Here is an 18,656-nt window from a genome sequence, read left to right as displayed (position 1 = left end):
TTAAAACCGCTTCATCTTCCTGTTGCCCTGGGGGGCAAACAATTTCTACTTCTTTTGTCATGTTGCAATGCCGGGTTTTTATCCCGGATGGGGCAAAGATAAGTATTCAGTTAGCAGTTTTTAGTGGGCAGTTTGCATTCTTATTTTAACCACAGAGGGCACGGAGTTTTTCACAGAGCAAACAGAGTTATTATCTTAAATAATGAATTGATATTCTCTGTGTCCTCTGTGCTAATATTTAAGATAATCTCGTGTCCTCTGTGGTTAAATCAGCTTTCAGTGGGCGTATTACATTCTTAAACCTACCCTAATTGCTTCCGTACGGTAAAGAACGGTAACTGTACGATAGCGAACACTTACACAAGTCATTTTAAAGTAATTTAACTGATTATCAATTAGTTATAATTTAGGCTGAATTTTGGCATATGTCGAAATAGAATTAAATAGTAAAAAAATGATGACTACCGTTGATAATCGCTTACAAACACTCTGGGAGGGATGTATGCGTAACGATCGCAAACAACAAGAAATGTTATATAAGATGTTAGCGCCAAAAATGCTTGCGGTTTGCATGCGCTATGCTAAAGATAAAGACGAAGCACAGGATATATTACAGGAAGGCTTTATAAAAATGTTTAAAAACATGAACAACTACCGTGGCGAAGGAAGCCTGGAAGGTTGGATTCGCCGTATTATGGTACACAGTGCAATATCACGTTACCGCAAAGCTAAAAGCACTATACTGGTTGATGACTTTGCAGGGCAAAATATCCCAGTAAGCAGCAGCTATAATGACAACGGCTTAGAGGCCCGCGACCTGATGAACATGGTACTGGAATTACCAAGCACTTATCGTTCTGTTTTTAACATGTACGCTATTGAAGGATTTTCTCACCAGGAAATAAGCAGCAAATTGGGTATGACCGAATTATTATCGCGTACTACATTGTATCGTGCCCGCACACTCCTTAAAAATAAGCTAAATGAACTGGCTTTAAGAGAAAGCCACTGCATGGCAGGATAAAACCTCAGCCCTGCCCTCTCCAAAAAGAGAGGGAGATAATTTAATACCAACCTAACTCCACATGATTTATTGATTACCTACTGACAAGCCCGTCAGGTTAATCAATAAATCAACCGGTGAAACCTCACCTCTTCACTGCCACAACAATCCTCCAAAACAAAAAAGTGGTTGACCGGATAACCAATCAACCACTCTCTATTCTCTGATAACCAGCTTTTACTTGTGCTTTGCACTCATATAAAATACCATTTCGCCGCCATTCATAATATCCTGGTGGGTTATTGATAACTTGTTATATGGTTTGCCGTTAAGCGTCATCTTCTGCACATAAACATTTTTCTCGCTTTGGTTTTTAACAACTATGTTAAAGGTTTTACCATTGCCAACCTGTATAACCGCGTTGTTAACAGATGGGCTGCCAAGGGAATAATCAACAGAACCCGGCGCTACAGGGTAAAAACCCATCGAACTAAAAATATACCAGGCGCTCATTTGGCCGGTATCATCATTACCACCTAAACCATCAGGTGTTGGTTTGTACATGCGTGGCAATATCATACGGATGCGTTCCTGCGTTTTCCATGGCTTATCTGTCCAGTTGTATAAATATGCTACATGGTGCGATGGTTCGTTACCATGCACATAGTTACCAATAATACCATCGCGTGTAATATCTTCTGTTTCGGCAAAGTATTTATCGGGTAGGTTCATTGTAAACAACGAATCCAGGTAACCTACAAAGCGTTTATTGCCGCCCATCAGTTTTATTAAACTGGTTGGGTCTTGCGGTGCAAATAAGGTATAATTCCAGGCGTTACCTTCAATAAAACCTTCGTTAATGGTGCTTAAAGGGTCAAACTTAGCGCGGAAAGTACCATCAGCTAATCTTGGCCTCATAAAGCCCGATTTAGCATCATATACATTTTTATAGTTTTCACTACGTTTAATAAATTCGTTGTAGATATCTGTTTTACCCAGCTTTTTAGCCATTTGCGCTATAGCCCAATCATCATAAGCATACTCTAACGTATTAGATACCGATACCCCGGTTTTTTCATCAGGAATGTACCCTTTATCCATATACTCGCCAATACCTTCATAACTACGATGGCGTGCTGTGGTTACACAAGCATCTAATGCTTTCTCAGCATCAAAAGGGGCATTACCTTTAACAACAGCATCGGCAATTACGGCCACACTGTGGTAACCGCTCATGCACCAGTTCTCGTTAGCAGAGTTACTCCAAACCGGCAGCATCTTCTCGGGGCTTTGGTCAAAATGTACCATCATTGATTTTACCATATCGGCATTACGCTGCGGCTGTATAATATTAAACAGCGGGTGCAGGGCGCGATAGGTATCCCATAACGAGAAGGTTGTATAGTTAGTAAAGCCATCTGCCTTGTGTATATTTTGGTCAAGGCCTTTGTACTGCCCGTCCACATCCATATAAATGGTTGGGTTGATCATGGTATGATACATGGCGGTATAAAAGTCCTGCTTCCGCTCGGTGCTGGCATTAATCGTAATTTTCTCCAGCTCGGTTTCCCAAAGCTTTTGTCCGTCGGCTTTTACTTTTTCAAAATCCCAGCCCGGTACTTCTGCTTGCATATTAGCCAGGGCACCATCCATGCTCACCGGCGATAGCGCGAATTTTATCTTTATTTTCTCGCCTTCTTCGGTTTTAAAATCAAAGTAAGCACGGATCTGTTTACCTGCTATTTCAGGGAAGTTCTTGCTTTGATTGAATTTCCCCCAGAAACCGCCATACACTTCGCGCTTGTCATATTTCTTAAACCCGTGCTGAATAAACTTTTTGTTAAAGGCCATAGCAAAGTACAGGGTACGGGTACGGGCCCAGCCATTGGTTTGGCGGTAACCTACCAGTGTACTATCGTTTAGCAACTTTACGTAAGTCCAAACGGTTTTGTCGGGATAGTTATAGATTCCAGCCATCAGGTCCAATATAATATGCGACTGATCTGATTTTGGGAAGGTGTATTGATGAAAACCAACACGTGCGCTGGTGGTCATTTCGGCAGTAATGTTTGAAGCGTCCAGCTTTACTTTATAGTAATTAGCCGCGCTTATTTCATTAGCATGCGAAAAGGCCGAGCGATAACCACTACCCGGTTTATCAGCCACGCCAGGGTTTAATTTTAACTGGCCAACGGTTGGCATAATTAAAAAGTCGCCCAAATCTGAGTGACCTGTACCACTAAAGTGGGTGTGGCTAAAGCCTACAATGGTTTTATCTTCGTACTGGTAACCGGCGCAATATTCATAAACCTTGGGGTTGTATTTGCCATTAAGTTCGTAACCGGCGGTATCAGTTTCGGGGCTAAGCTGCACCATACCAAACGGCACTGTTGCGCCCGGGTAGGTATGGCCCATACGTTGCGTACCAATAATAGGTTTTACGTATTGAACTAAATTTTCGTGAGTGTTTTGAGCGGCCGCATGCAAGCCTGCACAAATTAAAAGAGCGGAAAATATTTTCTTCATTTATTAAAGTGGGTAATATTGCGTGAACAGTAATGCGTTAACATTGGCAAATATAAAATCATATAGCTTGTTAGCCGTATTTAATTACATTTACACAGCCAATTATTGCCATTATGGCGTAATTGTTACCTTTTGTAACATCGGTATGGGTTTTGTAATCTAATTTGTAAATTCACATCACCATAAATAACATAAAAACACACAATGAAAAATTTATTGATCGTAATAGCTGTTGTAGTAGTATTAGCCTTAATGGGCGGTTGCAGCTACAATGGCATGGTAAAATCTGACGAAAACGTTAAAGGCAAATGGGGCCAGGTGCAAACCCAGTACCAACGCCGCAGCGACCTTATACCCAACCTGGTATCAACCGTAAAAGGCGAAGCTAATTTTGAAAAAGGAACACTTACCGAAGTAACCAATGCACGTGCAAGGGCTACATCTATACAGGTTGACCCAACTAAGCTTACACCAGAGAGCATTCAGCAATACCAACAGGCACAAGGCCAGTTAAGCACTGCGCTTGGCAGATTGCTTGTTGCATCAGAAAATTACCCTACCCTTAGGGCCAACGATGCTTTCAGGAACCTGCAGGTACAATTGGAAGGCACCGAGAACCGTATCTCTGTAGCCCGTCGCGATTTTAACGAATCGGTACAAACATATAACAGCAAGATCCGTTCGTTCCCGGCTAACATTACTGCAAAAATATTTGGCTTTGCAGAAAAAGGATACTTCCAGGGTGAGGCCGGTTCTGATAAAGCACCAAAAGTTGCATTTTAATTATTGATTTAATGAATTAGTGATTTAGTGATTGAAGCACACAAAGCGACAATATCTAAATCACTAATTTGATACATATAAATCAATAATTCAACAATTCACTAAATCACTAATTACTCAGATGGCAGTATTTACCGAAGAGGAACAGCAGCGGATACAAAAAACCGTGGCCGATGCCGAAAAGAACACATCGGGCGAGGTGCGCGTTTGTATGGAAAAAACCTGCAGCGATGAACCGCTGGACCGTGCTGTAAAATATTTTACACAGCTGGAAATGCATAAAACCAAATTGCGCAACGGCGTGCTTATATATGTTGCCACAGTTGACCGTAAGTTTGCCATAATTGGCGATGCAGGTATTAATAGTGTTGTTCCGGCCGATTTTTGGGACGCGACTAAAGAAAATATGCTGAACCATTTTAAATACGGTAACCTGGTAGAGGGTATTATTACCGGCGTTACAGAAGCCGGCGAGCAATTGAAAAAGTATTTCCCGTATGCGTCGAATGATAAGAACGAACTTCCCGACGACATCGCCTTTATGGATGGCAATTAACAACAAATGATGTTAAAGAAAACAATATTATGGCTGGGGCTGATGCTATGCATAAGTACCGCCTTCTCGCAGGATGTTCCTGAAAGATCCGGCACCCTGGTTACCGATTATACAAACACCTTATCTGCATCTGATAAGATAAAACTTGAGGATAAACTGACAGCGTACAACGATTCTACTTCTACCCAAATAGCAGTGGTTATTATTCCGTCAACCGGCGATTATGATATAAATCAGTATGGTGCCGAGCTGTTGAGAAAATGGGGAATTGGCAGTAAGGAAAAAAACAACGGCATTTTAGTGCTGGTTGCCATTAAAGACCGCAAAATGTCTATCCAAACGGGCTATGGTGCCGAAGGCGCTTTGCCTGATATTACTACCCAGCAGATCATCCAAAATGATATGAAGCCGCGTTTTAGAGAAAACGACTACTACGGCGGATTGGATGCCGCAACTGATAATATTATTAAAGCCATGAAGGGCGAGTATAAGGCCGATGCAAAAAAAGCTAAAGGTAAGAGTGACGGCGGCCCTGTAGGTTTCATCATTATTATCGTAGTTGTTATACTCATCCTTATATTCCGGAAGCGTGGCGGCGGCGGTGGTGGCGGCCGAATTATAGGCAGCCGTGGCGGTGCAAGCCCGTTCTGGTGGTTCCTGGCAGGCAGTATGCTGGGTGGCGGAGGCCGTAGCAGCGGCAGCGATTGGGGAGGTTTCTCTGGCGGCGGCGGTGGTGGTGGTTTCGGCGGCTTTGGCGGCGGAAGCGGCGGCGGCGGCGGAAGTAGCGGTAGCTGGTAGTTTTCGAGGAAACGCAGCATCACTATGAATCTTTTGATAAAATAACCAAAAGAAATACCATCTATGATTACTTCAAGAACACACATGAGCGAACTTAACTGGACAACTTGTTCATCCGAATATATACATAAAGGCCCCTGGGCTACCCTACGCAGCGACAAATGCGAAATGCCCGATGGCCGCATTGTTGAACAATACTATGTACTGGAATATCCAAACTGGGCAAATGCAGTTGCATTAACCGAAGATAATAAAGTAATAATGGTGCGCCAGTACAGGCATGCCGCCAACATTGTATCGCTGGAAATACCCGGCGGTGTAATTGAAGATGGTGAAGACCCAGAAACGGGCATGCTGCGCGAGCTATTAGAAGAAACCGGTTACCAGTTTGATAATATTGAACTGATAAGCACCGTTTACGCTAATCCATCTACAGCAAATAATAAAACCTTTTGCTACCTGGCCAAAGGCGGCAAAAAAGTACAGGAGCAACAGCTTGATGAGCATGAGGAACTTATAGTAGAAGAGTACACCATTGCCGAAGTAAAACAACTATTGGCTGATAATAAAATAGCCCAGGCGCTGCATTGCACCGGGCTGTTTTACGCATTGATGAAGTTGGGGGAATTATAAGCTCTGCTTCTAAATATTATAAAAGCCCGGGATATTACGTCCCGGGCTTTTATGTTTATTGTCAGTAGCCTTCGTTTTGTTGCAAATTGGGGTTAGCCAAAATTTCGCGTAATGGTATGGGAAATACCAGCTTAGGCGAATTGTAGGGCAATGGTCCAACATCCTGTTGCAGGCGTTTTGCATCGTGCAGGAAAAACCCTCCTTCAAATGCCAGTTCATGCCGCCTTTCCATTAAAATATCATCAAGCGTTACATCTGCCACGGGTGCTAAATGTGCGCGTACCTTTAACGCATTAATATCATTTACAGGCGAGTCACCTACTACTGTACCAAGGCGGTTATTCGCTTCCGCCCGGATCAGGTAAAGCTCGGCAAGGCGTATAACATGAATGTTGCCATATTGGTTATTGAACTTCATGGTGCGGTTAACAGATGTTATGGTGTAAAACTCGCCCCTTACATCGCCAGGCTCAAACTCGGCTAAAAACTCGTCTTTTACCCTTATATCACCACGGCCTGCGTTACCAGCCGAGGCATAATAAGTGTTTAACGCATTTGTGCCTAATTGCTGCGTTACCTGTATGGCAAATATATCTTCTATGGTGTTATCAAAATGTGTCTTGCTTTTTGACGGGAACTCATCCTCATATTTATCATTTAACCCATACACCTGTGATGATATTACATCGTCCGCCTCATCCCGGGCTTTTTCATATTCGCCTTGCTGCAGATACAGGCGTGCTAAAATAGCCTGTGCTGCATATTTATTGGCATAAAAGCTGTTATCCTCCGGCAATAAGGCTTTGGCATCTGTAAGGTCTTTTATTGCCTGGTCATAGGTTTGCCTTACGGTGGCCCTGGGCACCTTTGCCGATTCGTCGGCTTTAGTGGTTGGAGTAAGTACAATAGGTACACCCAGGTTAGTGCCCGGGTCGCCATCGGTCCATGCCTTACCGTACAACCTAACCAAATCAAAATAAACCAGCCCACGTAAAAATTTGGCTTCGCCCTCCCAACGGCTCTTTTCATCGTCGTTGGTTGCTAATTTAAGGTTGGCCAATACATTATTGGCCTGGTTAATCACAACATACGCGGCAAGCCAATTATCCTGCACAAAAGCGTTTGAATTTACTATCCGTTGGTTTACCATTTGGGTAAGGTCCTGGAAAGTTCCGTTCCAGTCAATTATCTCCTGCGTAGCCAGCAGGTCCGGTTCAAAAAAAACTCCTCCGCCATAAAGGTCGGCATCGCCCATACTGTTATAAGTACCAACCAATGTGCTTTGTACATCATCATTAGTACGTATAGCAAGGGTTTGGTCAATTGTGCCCGTTGGTTTTATATCAAGTTGTTTATTACATGCCCCAAGGCTAAGTAAGACAACTATTGCTATTGTATATATATGTTTTTTCATTGCTGTTGTATTTAAGTTATAGGCTAACATTAACCCCAAATGTAATAGTACGTGGTTGCGGTGCCGAGTAAAAATCCACCCCGAGGTTGATATTCCCCGACTGATAATCGGAATTTACTTCCGGATCCCACCCATTGTATTTGGTAATTAAAAACAGGTTGTAAGCGTTCATAAACACTCTTAATCTTTGCACATTAAGCTTGCGGGTAATTTCTTTTGGTATGGTGTAACCCAATGTAACTGTTTTACAGCGCACATAAGTACCACTTGATAGGTACCGGCTTGATGGGTCTGTACCATTAGCATAAAACTGGCGCGGCTCGGGCACATCTGTTATTTGCCCGGGGTGGTCCCAATAGGCTAACTGGTCTATGGTTTGGTTATCATAACCGTTACTGCCATTTGCACTCATGTACTGGCCACCGCTGTTGTAAATTTTATTGCCAAACACCCCTTGCATGGTAATTGAAAGATCGAACCCGTTATAACCAAAAGTGTTGGTAAAGCCCCCAATGAATTTTGGACTTGGGTTACCTAATACTACACGCTCGGCCTCGTTATAATTGTTTGTTTTTGTGCGGTCGATATTTCCGGCGGCATCCTTTGAATTTTTATAATATAATGCATCACCGTTATCCGGGTTTACACCAGCATATTCCGGCCCGTAAAAAACACCTATAGGTTGGCCTTCAATTACCCGGTTAAGGTCATTATCGCCCAACACCTGGCCATTAATAAAGGTTACAACGTTTTTTTGATAAGAGGCGTTAACGCTGCTGGTCCATCTAAATTTGCCTACAAAAATATCTGCTGATAGTTCAAAATCTACCCCCTTATTATTTAGCCGACCCAGGTTTTGGGTTTGGGTTGATATACCCAATGTACCTGGTAAATTTACGCTTAAGAGCAGGTCTTTGGTTTTTTTCTCATAGTAATCAACCGAGCCGGAAAGCCTGTTGTTAAAAAATCCGAAATCTACCCCTATGTCCAACTGAGCTGTTGATTCCCATTTAAGGTTAGGATTTGCCAGTTGTGTAAATGCCTGCCCGCCTATGCCATTATAGTTGGCCGGAGAAAATAAGCCCAGGTAGGAGTAATTACCAATTTCGGCGTTACCGGTTAAACCATAGCTAACCCTAAGCTTTAAGTTACTGATGGTATTGCTGCTTTTTAAAAATTCCTCCTCAGATATTATCCAGCCCAATGAACCGGCAGGGAAAAAGCCATAACGCTTATTAGCCCCAAATCGCGAAGATCCATCTGTACGAGCGCTACCTGATATTAAGTATTTACCAGCAAAAGCGTAATTAGCTCTAAAGAAATACGACAGGAAGCTGTAGGAATCATCAAATGAAGAACCCGATGTGATTGATGCCGCGGCAGAAATTTTCTTAAACGCATCTGAGGGGAATTCCTGCCCTTGCACATCGTTACCCGTGGTTCTTGATCGCTGGTAACTGGTACCTAATGTGAGGTCGAGCGCATGCTTTTCAGCAAATGTATGTTTATAGGTAAAGTAGTTGTTGGTATTAAAGTTTAATACCTGTGTAGTGGTATTTTGCCCAAAGCCATTATCGGTACCCGTGTTGCGGAATGTTAAGCTTCCATAATAGCTATCTTCTGCCTGGTTTAACTGGTCAACGCCAAATTCAGTCCGGAAGGTAAGCCCTTTGGCTATTTCAAGATTGCCATATACGTTACCAATAGTACGGAAAACGGTTGCTTTATAACGGGCATTATCAACCGCAAGCAAAGGGTTGTAATATAAAGGATAATCTTCTGCTTCGCCGGGTAGGCTACCGCTTAGCAAACCTGTACGCGGGTCATTTAGTGGTGTTATTGGCGATAACGCTACAAGTTGCAATGGTGTACTAAACGCGTTATCATTTGATACACGGTTATTTATAGTGTTGGCAAAACTTAAGTTTATGCCAACGCTAAGTTTCGATGTAATCTTATTATCAAGGTTTATTCTGCTTGAATAGCGCTTAAAGCTGTTTCCTACTAATATCCCATCCTGATCAAGATACTGCCCCCCTATGTAATAGGTTGTTTTATCATTCCCGCCGGATAGGTTAAGATCGTACTGCATTTGCGGAGCGCTTTGGTAGGCAAGTTTTTCCCAATCGGTATTAACTTTACCATTTGCATAGTCGGCATTGTCGGCCGCGTAGTAAGTAAGGTCATCGTTAATAATGCTCTCGTAATCGGCCAGGGCTTCATCAAGCGTATCGTAAAAACCTGCGGCAAAATCCTGCTTGGCCGCACCAACACCTTCGCGCTGTACATATTTTACAAACTGGGTGGCATCTAAAAACTTACGGTGCCTTGATGGTTTGCTAAAGCCATATTGTGCCGAGAAATTTATTTTAGTTGCACCTTCCTTGCCCTTTTTAGTAGTAATAACCACTACACCATTTGAAGCTCTGGCACCATATATAGCAGATGCAGACGCATCCTTCAATATTTGTATAGACTCGACATCGTTAAAGTTGATATCGGCAATCGGGTTAGTAGGTGCTTCCGTACTTGACAAGTTATTGGTAGTTATTGGGATACCATCCAACACATATAAAGGCTGCGTACCTGCTGATACCGATGATGAACCCCGCACCCTTACAGAAATACCCTGTCCAAGTTTACCGTTATCCGATTGGATAAACACCCCGGCAGATTTCCCCTGTATAGCCTGTTCTAATGATGTGGCAGGCGTACCTTCTATCTCTTTTGCAGAAATAGATGAGATAGAACCTGTAACATTCTGGCGCTTTTGTGTACCATAACCCACAACTAAGACTTCGGTAAGTTGTTTAGAGTCTACCCCTAACTGGGTGTTAATTACTGTCCCTGTAATGGGTAATTCTACGTTTTTATAGCCTATAAAACTGAAGCTTAATATTTTGGCATCAGCCGGTACAAGTAGCCGGTAGCCCCCGTTAACGTCTGTTTGCATACCAATAGTAGGCGAACCTTTAACGGTTACTGTTACCCCTGGTAACGCCGAACCGTCTTTCTGATCTGTTACCTTGCCAGTTATCACTTTTGTTTGACAGATGGCTACGGTAACTGTAAATAACAACAGAAATAAAAGTAAAATTTTCTTCATAGTCTATCGATTTAGTGGATGTGACTATCAAGTTCGTAATTTAATTGTTACAAAACAACAAAAGGCATAATAAAATTATACCTTTTGTTTTGATTTATAGGCAGTTAAGTTAAAACATCATCAGTATCTGTCCTTTTTCTACCTTATCCCCGGGTTTTATTTTAATGGTTTTTACGGTAACATCTGCCGTCGATTTAATGATGTTCTCCATCTTCATAGCTTCCAGCACAAACAGATTTTCGCCTTTCTTAACTTCGGCGCCCTCTTCTACAAGCACTTTCAGTACCATGCCCGGCATAGGGGCCTTTATCTCGCTTACCTTGGCAGCCATTAAACTGCTTAGGCCCATCTTGTCAAGCAGTACATCAAACTGGTCTTTGGCGGTAAGTGTATAAATATTGTTGTTCACCTTTATTTCGGCGGTTTTTGCTTCGCGGTCAAAGCTCACCACCTCGGCATTATAGGAACCATTTTCGTTAATAATATGGTATAGCAGATCGTTCAATTGTTTAATATCGGCGTTGATAGTATTATTATTCACCAGTAGGGTGTCACCCTTTCTGTCCACTTCAAAATCGTGCTTATTATTAACCTTTATTTTGTGCATAAAATATTATCTGAACCTGAATTTCCGAATTTAAGAATTAACAGAATATTTACTCTTATTTGGTAAATATATATTGAATGAGATTGGCGCCCATTCTTAAGGCCTTTAGGCGCGCTTCCTGGCTGTCGCCGGCATAGGTGCCATAATCCTCCCAGCCATTACCTAAATCGCACTCATAAGTGTAGAAACACACCAGGCGCCCTTTGTATATGAGCCCGAAACCTTGCGGGCGTTTGCCATCATGCTCGTGTATTTTGGGCAAACCTGTAGGGAAATTATATTTCTGGTGATAGATGGCATAATTGGTTGGCAGCTCCACAAATTCCAGTTCGGGGAAAACCCTTTTCATTTGCGGGCGAATAAATTTATCAAACCCATAGTTATCATCGATATGCAAAAAGCCGCCACCTGTTAAATACTTACGCAGGTTGCGCGCTTCCTGATCACTAAATATCACGTTGCCATGCCCGGTCATAAACACAAACGGATAATTGAAGATCTGCTCGCTCCCTACCTCAACAATCTCTTCTTCGGGCTGGAAATTTGTTTTTAAGTTTTCGTTGCAAAATTTGATGAGATTAACTAATGCGGTACGGTCGCCGTACCAGTCGCCACCACCGTTATATTTAAGCCTCCCCATTTTGTATGACGGCGCAGTAAAGCTGCTAATGCAAAACACCAGGGCAATAGCTACGGTAACAAAAAAAGATCTTCTCACATTTAGCGGTTTAAAAAATTCACCTCGAAGCAGGCTTCAAGGGCGGCCGTTTCGGTACGTAAACGGCTTTCACCTAAAGTTATAGCTTTATATCCGTTCTGCAAAGCAGTATCCACTTCAGCAGGGGTAAAGTCACCTTCGGGGCCTATTAGTATTAAATAACGGTTTTGTTTTTCAATAGATTGTGCAAGTTCTGTTTTTTCGCCATTATCGCAATGGGCGATAAATTTTTGACCTTCAAATGGTTGCTTTAAAAATTGGCTCAAATTAACCGGCGCATTCAAAACAGGGTGGTAAGCTTTTATAGACTGCTTTATAGCTGATGTTATGATCTTGTTCAAGCGCTCGGCCTTAGCCTCTTTCCGTTCAGACCGCTGGCAGATAATGAGCGAGATCTCATCGATACCTATTTCGGTGGCTTTTTCTAAAAACCACTCTACCCTGTCTAAATTTTTTGTGGGTGCTATAGCAATGTGCAGGTAATGGTTACGCTTATTAAACTCTGTGGTAACCTGGTTTATTTGCAATATGGTGCGCTTTGGGTGCGCGTCTTTTATTTCGGCTTTATATAGACCGCCTTTACCGTCTATCAGGGTCACCTCGTCGCCAACAGCAAGGCGCAGCACGCGTACGGCATGTTTGCTTTCCTCCTCGCTTAAAAAGTATTGGGATAATGAGGGGTCAATGTCAGGTGTGTAAAAAAGCTGCATTTTATTAGAGGTGGCTCCTATGGAGCCGTATATTTTGATAATTGTTTTCTATAAACATGGTGCTCCTCCGGAGCTTTTACGAATATACTAACTCCATGTGTTTAAACAACAAATACCCGTTCCGGGATTTTCAGAAAACCTATTTACGATTGTAAAACTCCATAGGAGTTTCGTGTTTATAGAAAATTACCAATGAAATTACCCTGGCTCCAGGGGAGCCTCCTATGCACTATTGCTCAACAAAAAATCAATGCAAATCTACAGTATCCTCTTCGTTTATCAGTAGCTCCAGCTTTACAGATTCAATGTTCTGATCAGATTTTTTTAGTACGGTAATATTGTAACCGTTACTTTCTTTCTGCTCTCCCACGTCAGGTATTTTACCAAATATATGTCCCAACCACCCGGATACGGTATCAAAATCGCCATCCTCGGGCAAGTCATGCGGCAGGTGCTCATTTACGTCGTATATCGGCGCAAGGGCATTCACCACAAATTCGCGGTCGTTCAGTTTCTCAACAATAGGTTTTTCTTCATCAAACTCATCCTGTATCTCCCCTACCAGCTCTTCAACAATATCCTCCAGGGTAACCATACCGGCGGTACCACCAAACTCGTCAGATACAATGGCTATCTGTATGCGCTTTTGCTGCAACTCGGCCATTAGGTCGTTTATTTTCTTGGTCTCCGGTATAAAATAGGGTTTGCGGATAATATCTCTCAACACAATTGGCTCGTTACGGGCCAGTAATGGCAGAATATCTTTAGCGTGAACAATGCCTATTATCTTATCAATAACCTCATCGTAAACCGGCATACGCGAGTAGCCTTCGGTTATCAGTAGTTCCAGGAGTTCTTCTTTCCCGGTGCCAACCTCAATGCCCGATATTTTGGTACGCGGCACCATGATATTTTTCACCACACGCTCGTTAAAATCAAACACATTTTGTATCAGTTCGTGTTCGTTGGAGTCGAGCGCGCCGGTTTCCCTTCCCTGCTCTAACAGGTATTGTAATTCTTCGGAACTATGGTGTGTTTCACCGCCTTCTAAAGTGGTGATACCAAAAAGTTTTAATATAAAATTGGCAAATCCGTTTAGTAACCAAATGGCGGGTCTAAAAACTAAAAAGAAAAAACGTAACGGTACAGATACTGCCATAACCGTTCCTGCTGATTTTTGTATAGCCAGCGACTTTGGCGCCAACTCACCAAATACAATATGCAATACGGTTATTACAACAAATGATAGAATATGGCTGGTGGTAACAAAAGCGGGAGTAAGCTCAATACCTACAGATAAAAAGCCTCTTAATACGATGTTGGTAACCACTCCTTCGCCCACCACACCAAGCGCCAGGGAAGCAATGGTAATACCCAACTGTGTAGCAGCCAGGTAACCATCTAAATTATGTAGTATGCCTCGTGCAACTTTGGCTACGCCGCTGCCCGACTTGGCCCTTAGTTCAATTTGTGACCCTCTAACCCTAACCATGGCAAACTCTGCTGCCACAAAGAAACCGTTTAGCAGTACCAGGAATATGGTTGCGAAAATGTAGAAAACACTAATTTCGTAATGTGCGGGGTCCATTAATTATTTTATTTGTAAACAGGGAAAGTAGACTTATATAACTCTAAACTTTCTTGGATAACTTTATGCGCGTAGCGTACGCCTAACAAGTGCTCAATGGTAACATTCTTACCCTCAAGTACTTTATAATCGCTAAAAAAGCGTACAATTTCTTTCATGGCATGTGGAGGCAATTCAGATAGGTCGTTTATATAATTAACAGACATGTCGTTTTTTGCTACCGCGATGATCTTATCATCCTGTTCACCGTTATCAACCATATGCATTACACCTACTACTTTAGCTTCGATGATAGACATTGGGAAAACGTCTATCGAGCAAAGTACAAGAATATCTAATGGGTCATTATCATCACAATAAGTTTGCGGGATGAAACCGTAATTGGCCGGATACATTACTGATGAGAACAATACACGATCAAGCTTTAATAAGCCCGATTCTTTATCTATCTCATATTTCGCTTTAGATCCTTTAGGTATCTCAATTATCGCGTTTACTATCTCAGGAATATTATCACCCGGTGAAACCTGATGCCAGGGATGTTGTGTGCTCATGTATATATATGTTATATTTTATTGTTCTTTTGACTTTGCATACCGTTTTCTCACAAAAGCAATAATCAGCGGAATTGATGTAAGAATTATCAAACCAAGTACTATGTACTCCAGATAATCTTTTAGTTCGGGGAAGCGCCTACCCAAAAAATAACCGGTTAAGGTTAAGGTTGTTACCCAGGCTACGCTGCCTACAATATTGTAAATAGTAAACTTTTTAAGGTCAACCCGTACAACACCTGCAAATATAGGGGCAAATGTTCTAACTATGGGGAAAAATCTGCCTAAAATCAAAGCCATGCCACCATATTTGGCGTAAAACTCTTCGGCTACGGCTATGTAGCGCTTCTTAAAAAAGAAAGAATCGTTCTTACTGAATAATACCGGCCCCGTTCGGTAGCCAAACCAGTAGCCTGTGTAATTCCCTAAAATACCCGCGGCTATCAACGAAAGCACCAATGTATATATAGGGACCTGGATAATACCGGCGGCACTTAACAAGCCTGCAAGAAACAGTAAATAATCGCCCGGTAAAAAGAACCCAAAAAATAAACCGGTTTCGGCAAATACTACTATAAGTAACAGGTAAAACCCACCACTACTTAAAATAGACTGTGCGTCGGTTAAATTTTGAAGGTATTCCCAAATATTTTCCATTAACTATATCCGTAAAACTACAAATATTAAATCAAATTGTAGTTAATGCCCTTATTAAATAAGACTGGATATAAACGCAGGATAGATACCGATTACGATGGTTACGACAGCAGAGAAGCCTAAAACAAACTTGTAATAAGCCGGCACTTCAACCTCCGCACGTTCGGCACTACGGAAGTACATAGCAATAATAACCCTGAAATAATAAAATATGCTGATGATTGCATTCACCACCGCAATAATTACCAGCCAGAAATTATAATGTGCCAATGCGCCACTGAACATGAAGAATTTACCAATGAAACCGGCGGTAAGGGGTATACCCGCTAATGATAGCATACTTACCGTAAGTACCAACGCCAGGAAAGGATTCTTTTTTGCCAACCCGTTAAACCCTTCAAAGTTATCGCTGCCGGTTTGCTGCCTTACCAGAATAAGGGCGCCAAAGGCGATGATAGAGGCGATTGAATATGCTGTAGCATATACAAATATGGAATTAGCAGAACCTGCGCCTAAAGCTACTATCGCGAACAACAGATAACCCGCATGTGATATGCTCGAAAAAGCCATCATGCGTTTAAAGCTTTGCTGGTACAGGGCTGTTATGTTGCCAATAAATAAGGTGATGATGGTAATAACCAATAATACCGGTGTCCAGAAACCTGCGATAGTTAAAAAACAAGCAGAGAATAACCTCAGGAATGCCGCGAAACCTGCCACCTTAACCACTGTAGACATAAACAAAGTGATCAGCGATGGTGCGCCTTCATAAACATCAGGTGTCCAGAAGTGAAAGGGTGCAGCACCAACCTTAAAGCAAAGGCCAATGATAATAAGCATTATCCCGGTGTAAAATAATGGGTCGATATTACGTGGATGGGTTACTACCCAGTCGCGGATCACATCCAGATCAAATGAACCCGAAGAACCATATATCAATGTGATACCAAATAACAGGAAGCCGGTTGAAAATGCTCCCATTAAAAAGTATTTTAAAGCTGCTTCATTTGACGCGAAATCGCTTTTACGGATCCCTGCCAGGATATATAAACTAACCGACATGATCTCGATACCGATGAACAACATGGTTAAGTTATGGTAAGATACCATTACAATAATACCCACTAACGAGAATAGGATTATAGCATAATACTCTGCAATATGGTTGCTTATCCTTTCAAAATATCCTTTAGAAAGCAATAATATTAATATCGTTGAAACAATACTTACAACAGAAAACGCAACCGAGAAATTATTGAACAGCATCATGCCGTGATAAATAGGCTCGGCGTTATTATCCCATTGCAATACAGCGGCACCTAAAGCTGCCAATAAACCTACAACGGTTACCGGCAATAAGGCCTTTTGAACTTTATATAAACCCAGGTATAATATTACGATGGGTAAAACAGATATGATTATTAGTGTAGTCATTTATTTTATATCTGTATTAAAATTGAGCATTATTAAACTTTGCACTTACTGTGTTAACCAAATTGGTAACCGCCGCTTCTGATATATGCAGAATAGGCTGCGGATACACCCCTATGCCAATAATTAACAGGCATATAATTCCAAGCACCAATTTCTCTGAACCGCTTATATCGGTAAAAATAGCTGTTAGTTCATTGGTTTCGCCCTGCATTACATTCTTGTACATACGCAGCATATATACCGCTCCAAATATGATGGTTAAACCTGCAACCGCGGCAAACCAAATGTTATAGTTAAATACGCCTTTCAGTAATAGAAACTCACCAACAAAACCGTTGGTTAATGGCAGGGCTACTGTGCCTAAAAGGATAATTAAAAACGCGATAGAAAAATTAGGGGCTACTTTGGCAATGCCACCCATCTGGCTAATGTCGCGGGTGTTTAAACGGCGGCTAATGATATCCCAAATAAAGAACATACCCACCACGTTTATACCGTGGCTAAGCATTTGTATCATGGCGCCTTGTACCCCTTGCGTTGTCCATGCGAAGATACCGGCAGCTATAAGGCCAACGTGGGCGATTGATGAATAAGCCACCAAACGTTTACCATCCTTTTGATTAAAGGCTATCAGCGAAGCATATACAATACCAATTACCGATAATATCATAACCAGGTTTTGCCATTGCAAGAAACCTGCAGGGGCATTAGGTATCAACCAGCGGATAACGCCGTAGATACCCATCTTTAGCATAATACCTGATAACATCATGGTACCTGCTGATGGCGCTTCGGTGTAAGTATCCGGCTGCCAGGTATGGAACGGGAATATCGGCATTTTGATAGCAAACGCTATAAAGAACGCCCAGAAAACCCATGATTGCTGGGTTAGCGTTAAGCTAAGTTCGTAAAACGACTTAAGATCGTATACCTTGGTTGGTGTTTGCAGGTACAGGTAAATAATACCCAACAGCATAAATAATGAACCAGCAAAGGTGTAGATGAAAAATTTAATATTGATGCGAATGCGGTTTTCGCCACCCCATAACGCGCAGATAAAATAGATAGGGATCAATGCTGCTTCCCATCCTACATAGAATAAGAAACCATCCAATGCTGTAAATACGGTTAACAAGCCGGCCTGCATAAACAATATCAGCGCATAAAAGGCTTTCGCGTTTTTATACTCATGCTTGTAGGTTGTTAAAATGATGAGGGGGACAAGTACGGTGGTCAATAACACCATTATCATACTGATACCATCAATACCCGCGCTAAAGTAAATACCCATTTTTGGGATCCATGGCGCGTCAATGGCATACTGTACAGATGCATCGGGAACGAAACTTGCTAAAAAATAAGCGGCTATGCCAAGTTCCACAAGGGCGAAGAACAGCGCCGCGTGTTTCACTGTTTCGTTCTTAAACAACAGCACTAAAAGGGCTGCAACAATCGGTAAAAAAAGTAAAATGCTAACCGTCATTTTATATGGTAAACGCTAAGCGCTTATATTTTAATTAAACTGTACACCAAAATGGCAATAATACCTACCACCATCATAAATATGTA

General features: G+C 42.0%; 16 protein-coding genes. 5 read left to right on the top strand and 11 right to left on the bottom strand.

Features of this window, described 5'->3' with window-relative positions:
- Positions 1–454: 454 nt before the first annotated feature.
- Positions 455–1,024 carry an RNA polymerase sigma factor gene (locus JWQ85_RS11400; protein WP_299467983.1) on the top strand — a complete coding sequence of 190 codons (570 nt, stop codon included), beginning with the start codon at positions 455–457 and terminating at the stop codon, positions 1,022–1,024.
- 216 nt (positions 1,025–1,240) lie between these two features.
- On the opposite strand, the gene JWQ85_RS11395 is transcribed toward JWQ85_RS11400, so the two are convergent.
- Positions 1,241–3,529, bottom strand: a complete 2,289-nt coding sequence (locus JWQ85_RS11395; RefSeq protein WP_299467981.1) for a GH92 family glycosyl hydrolase — start codon at positions 3,527–3,529, stop codon at positions 1,241–1,243.
- Between the two features lie 204 nt (positions 3,530–3,733).
- On the opposite strand from JWQ85_RS11395, the gene JWQ85_RS11390 reads away from it, so the two are divergent.
- The 4 genes from JWQ85_RS11390 (at position 3,734) to JWQ85_RS11375 (ending at position 6,299) form a co-directional block, all read left to right on the top strand.
- A complete protein-coding gene (locus JWQ85_RS11390; protein ID WP_299467980.1) occupies positions 3,734–4,312 on the top strand; it encodes a LemA family protein in 579 nt (192 codons plus the stop codon).
- Positions 4,313–4,433: 121 nt separating this feature from the next.
- Positions 4,434–4,868 carry a TPM domain-containing protein gene (locus tag JWQ85_RS11385; protein ID WP_299467978.1) on the top strand — a complete coding sequence of 145 codons (435 nt, stop codon included), beginning with the start codon at positions 4,434–4,436 and terminating at the stop codon, positions 4,866–4,868.
- 6 nt (positions 4,869–4,874) lie between these two features.
- On the top strand, positions 4,875–5,666 hold the full coding sequence (locus JWQ85_RS11380; protein WP_367186204.1) for a YgcG family protein: 792 nt from the start codon (positions 4,875–4,877) through the stop codon (positions 5,664–5,666).
- 63 nt (positions 5,667–5,729) lie between these two features.
- A complete protein-coding gene (locus tag JWQ85_RS11375) occupies positions 5,730–6,299 on the top strand; it encodes an NUDIX hydrolase (protein WP_299467976.1) in 570 nt (189 codons plus the stop codon).
- A 61-nt stretch (positions 6,300–6,360) separates the two neighbouring features.
- Here the strand turns inward: JWQ85_RS11375 and JWQ85_RS11370 are convergent, their stop codons facing one another.
- The 10 genes from JWQ85_RS11370 to JWQ85_RS11325 form a co-directional block, all read right to left on the bottom strand.
- The gene (locus tag JWQ85_RS11370; RefSeq protein ID WP_299467974.1) at positions 6,361–7,713 is read right to left on the bottom strand and encodes a RagB/SusD family nutrient uptake outer membrane protein; all 1,353 of its coding nucleotides are present in this window, start codon (positions 7,711–7,713) and stop codon (positions 6,361–6,363) included.
- 16 nt (positions 7,714–7,729) lie between these two features.
- Positions 7,730–10,819 (bottom strand): TonB-dependent receptor, encoded by a 3,090-nt coding sequence (locus JWQ85_RS11365; RefSeq protein ID WP_299467972.1) that lies wholly within the window; start codon positions 10,817–10,819, stop codon positions 7,730–7,732.
- Between the two features lie 109 nt (positions 10,820–10,928).
- The gene (locus JWQ85_RS11360) at positions 10,929–11,426 is read right to left on the bottom strand and encodes an acetyl-CoA carboxylase biotin carboxyl carrier protein subunit (protein WP_299467970.1); all 498 of its coding nucleotides are present in this window, start codon (positions 11,424–11,426) and stop codon (positions 10,929–10,931) included.
- Positions 11,427–11,481: 55 nt separating this feature from the next.
- Positions 11,482–12,066: a DUF4159 domain-containing protein gene (locus tag JWQ85_RS11355; RefSeq protein ID WP_299467984.1), complete on the bottom strand. Its 585-nt coding sequence runs from the start codon at positions 12,064–12,066 to the stop codon at positions 11,482–11,484.
- Between the two features lie 80 nt (positions 12,067–12,146).
- Positions 12,147–12,854: a 16S rRNA (uracil(1498)-N(3))-methyltransferase gene (locus JWQ85_RS11350; protein WP_299467968.1), complete on the bottom strand. Its 708-nt coding sequence runs from the start codon at positions 12,852–12,854 to the stop codon at positions 12,147–12,149.
- A gap of 247 nt (positions 12,855–13,101) precedes the next feature.
- Positions 13,102–14,442, bottom strand: a complete 1,341-nt coding sequence (locus JWQ85_RS11345; RefSeq protein WP_299467966.1) for a hemolysin family protein — start codon at positions 14,440–14,442, stop codon at positions 13,102–13,104.
- A gap of 8 nt (positions 14,443–14,450) precedes the next feature.
- Positions 14,451–14,996 (bottom strand): inorganic diphosphatase, encoded by a 546-nt coding sequence (locus JWQ85_RS11340; RefSeq protein WP_256540680.1) that lies wholly within the window; start codon positions 14,994–14,996, stop codon positions 14,451–14,453.
- Positions 14,997–15,014: 18 nt separating this feature from the next.
- Positions 15,015–15,653, bottom strand: coding sequence for a VTT domain-containing protein (locus JWQ85_RS11335; RefSeq protein WP_299467959.1), 639 nt, complete (start codon positions 15,651–15,653; stop codon positions 15,015–15,017).
- A 54-nt stretch (positions 15,654–15,707) separates the two neighbouring features.
- The gene (locus JWQ85_RS11330) at positions 15,708–17,087 is read right to left on the bottom strand and encodes an NADH-quinone oxidoreductase subunit N (protein ID WP_299467957.1); all 1,380 of its coding nucleotides are present in this window, start codon (positions 17,085–17,087) and stop codon (positions 15,708–15,710) included.
- Positions 17,088–17,103: 16 nt separating this feature from the next.
- Positions 17,104–18,570, bottom strand: coding sequence for a NuoM family protein (locus JWQ85_RS11325; RefSeq protein WP_299467955.1), 1,467 nt, complete (start codon positions 18,568–18,570; stop codon positions 17,104–17,106).
- Positions 18,571–18,656 lie beyond the last annotated feature (86 nt).

This window comes from Mucilaginibacter sp., from assembly GCF_028288105.1.
In the GTDB taxonomy this organism is placed as follows: Bacteria; Bacteroidota; Bacteroidia; order Sphingobacteriales; family Sphingobacteriaceae; genus Mucilaginibacter.
The sequence above is the reverse complement of the archived record's forward strand: the minus strand, read 5'-3'. Positions and strand labels throughout refer to the sequence as shown.

What these genes read in the sequence shown, in the direction of transcription:
- JWQ85_RS11400 (WP_299467983.1), top strand. Translation starts at nt 455, where the DNA reads ATGATGACTACCGTTGATAATCGCTTACAAACACTCTGGGAGGGATGT.
- JWQ85_RS11395 (WP_299467981.1), bottom strand. Translation starts at nt 3,529, where the DNA reads ATGAAGAAAATATTTTCCGCTCTTTTAATTTGTGCAGGCTTGCATGCG.
- JWQ85_RS11390 (WP_299467980.1), top strand. Translation starts at nt 3,734, where the DNA reads ATGAAAAATTTATTGATCGTAATAGCTGTTGTAGTAGTATTAGCCTTA.
- JWQ85_RS11385 (WP_299467978.1), top strand. Translation starts at nt 4,434, where the DNA reads ATGGCAGTATTTACCGAAGAGGAACAGCAGCGGATACAAAAAACCGTG.
- JWQ85_RS11380 (WP_367186204.1), top strand. Translation starts at nt 4,875, where the DNA reads ATGATGTTAAAGAAAACAATATTATGGCTGGGGCTGATGCTATGCATA.
- JWQ85_RS11375 (WP_299467976.1), top strand. Translation starts at nt 5,730, where the DNA reads ATGATTACTTCAAGAACACACATGAGCGAACTTAACTGGACAACTTGT.
- JWQ85_RS11370 (WP_299467974.1), bottom strand. Translation starts at nt 7,713, where the DNA reads ATGAAAAAACATATATATACAATAGCAATAGTTGTCTTACTTAGCCTT.
- JWQ85_RS11365 (WP_299467972.1), bottom strand. Translation starts at nt 10,819, where the DNA reads ATGAAGAAAATTTTACTTTTATTTCTGTTGTTATTTACAGTTACCGTA.
- JWQ85_RS11360 (WP_299467970.1), bottom strand. Translation starts at nt 11,426, where the DNA reads ATGCACAAAATAAAGGTTAATAATAAGCACGATTTTGAAGTGGACAGA.
- JWQ85_RS11355 (WP_299467984.1), bottom strand. Translation starts at nt 12,066, where the DNA reads ATGGGGAGGCTTAAATATAACGGTGGTGGCGACTGGTACGGCGACCGT.
- JWQ85_RS11350 (WP_299467968.1), bottom strand. Translation starts at nt 12,854, where the DNA reads ATGCAGCTTTTTTACACACCTGACATTGACCCCTCATTATCCCAATAC.
- JWQ85_RS11345 (WP_299467966.1), bottom strand. Translation starts at nt 14,442, where the DNA reads ATGGACCCCGCACATTACGAAATTAGTGTTTTCTACATTTTCGCAACC.
- JWQ85_RS11340 (WP_256540680.1), bottom strand. Translation starts at nt 14,996, where the DNA reads ATGAGCACACAACATCCCTGGCATCAGGTTTCACCGGGTGATAATATT.
- JWQ85_RS11335 (WP_299467959.1), bottom strand. Translation starts at nt 15,653, where the DNA reads ATGGAAAATATTTGGGAATACCTTCAAAATTTAACCGACGCACAGTCT.
- JWQ85_RS11330 (WP_299467957.1), bottom strand. Translation starts at nt 17,087, where the DNA reads ATGACTACACTAATAATCATATCTGTTTTACCCATCGTAATATTATAC.
- JWQ85_RS11325 (WP_299467955.1), bottom strand. Translation starts at nt 18,570, where the DNA reads ATGACGGTTAGCATTTTACTTTTTTTACCGATTGTTGCAGCCCTTTTA.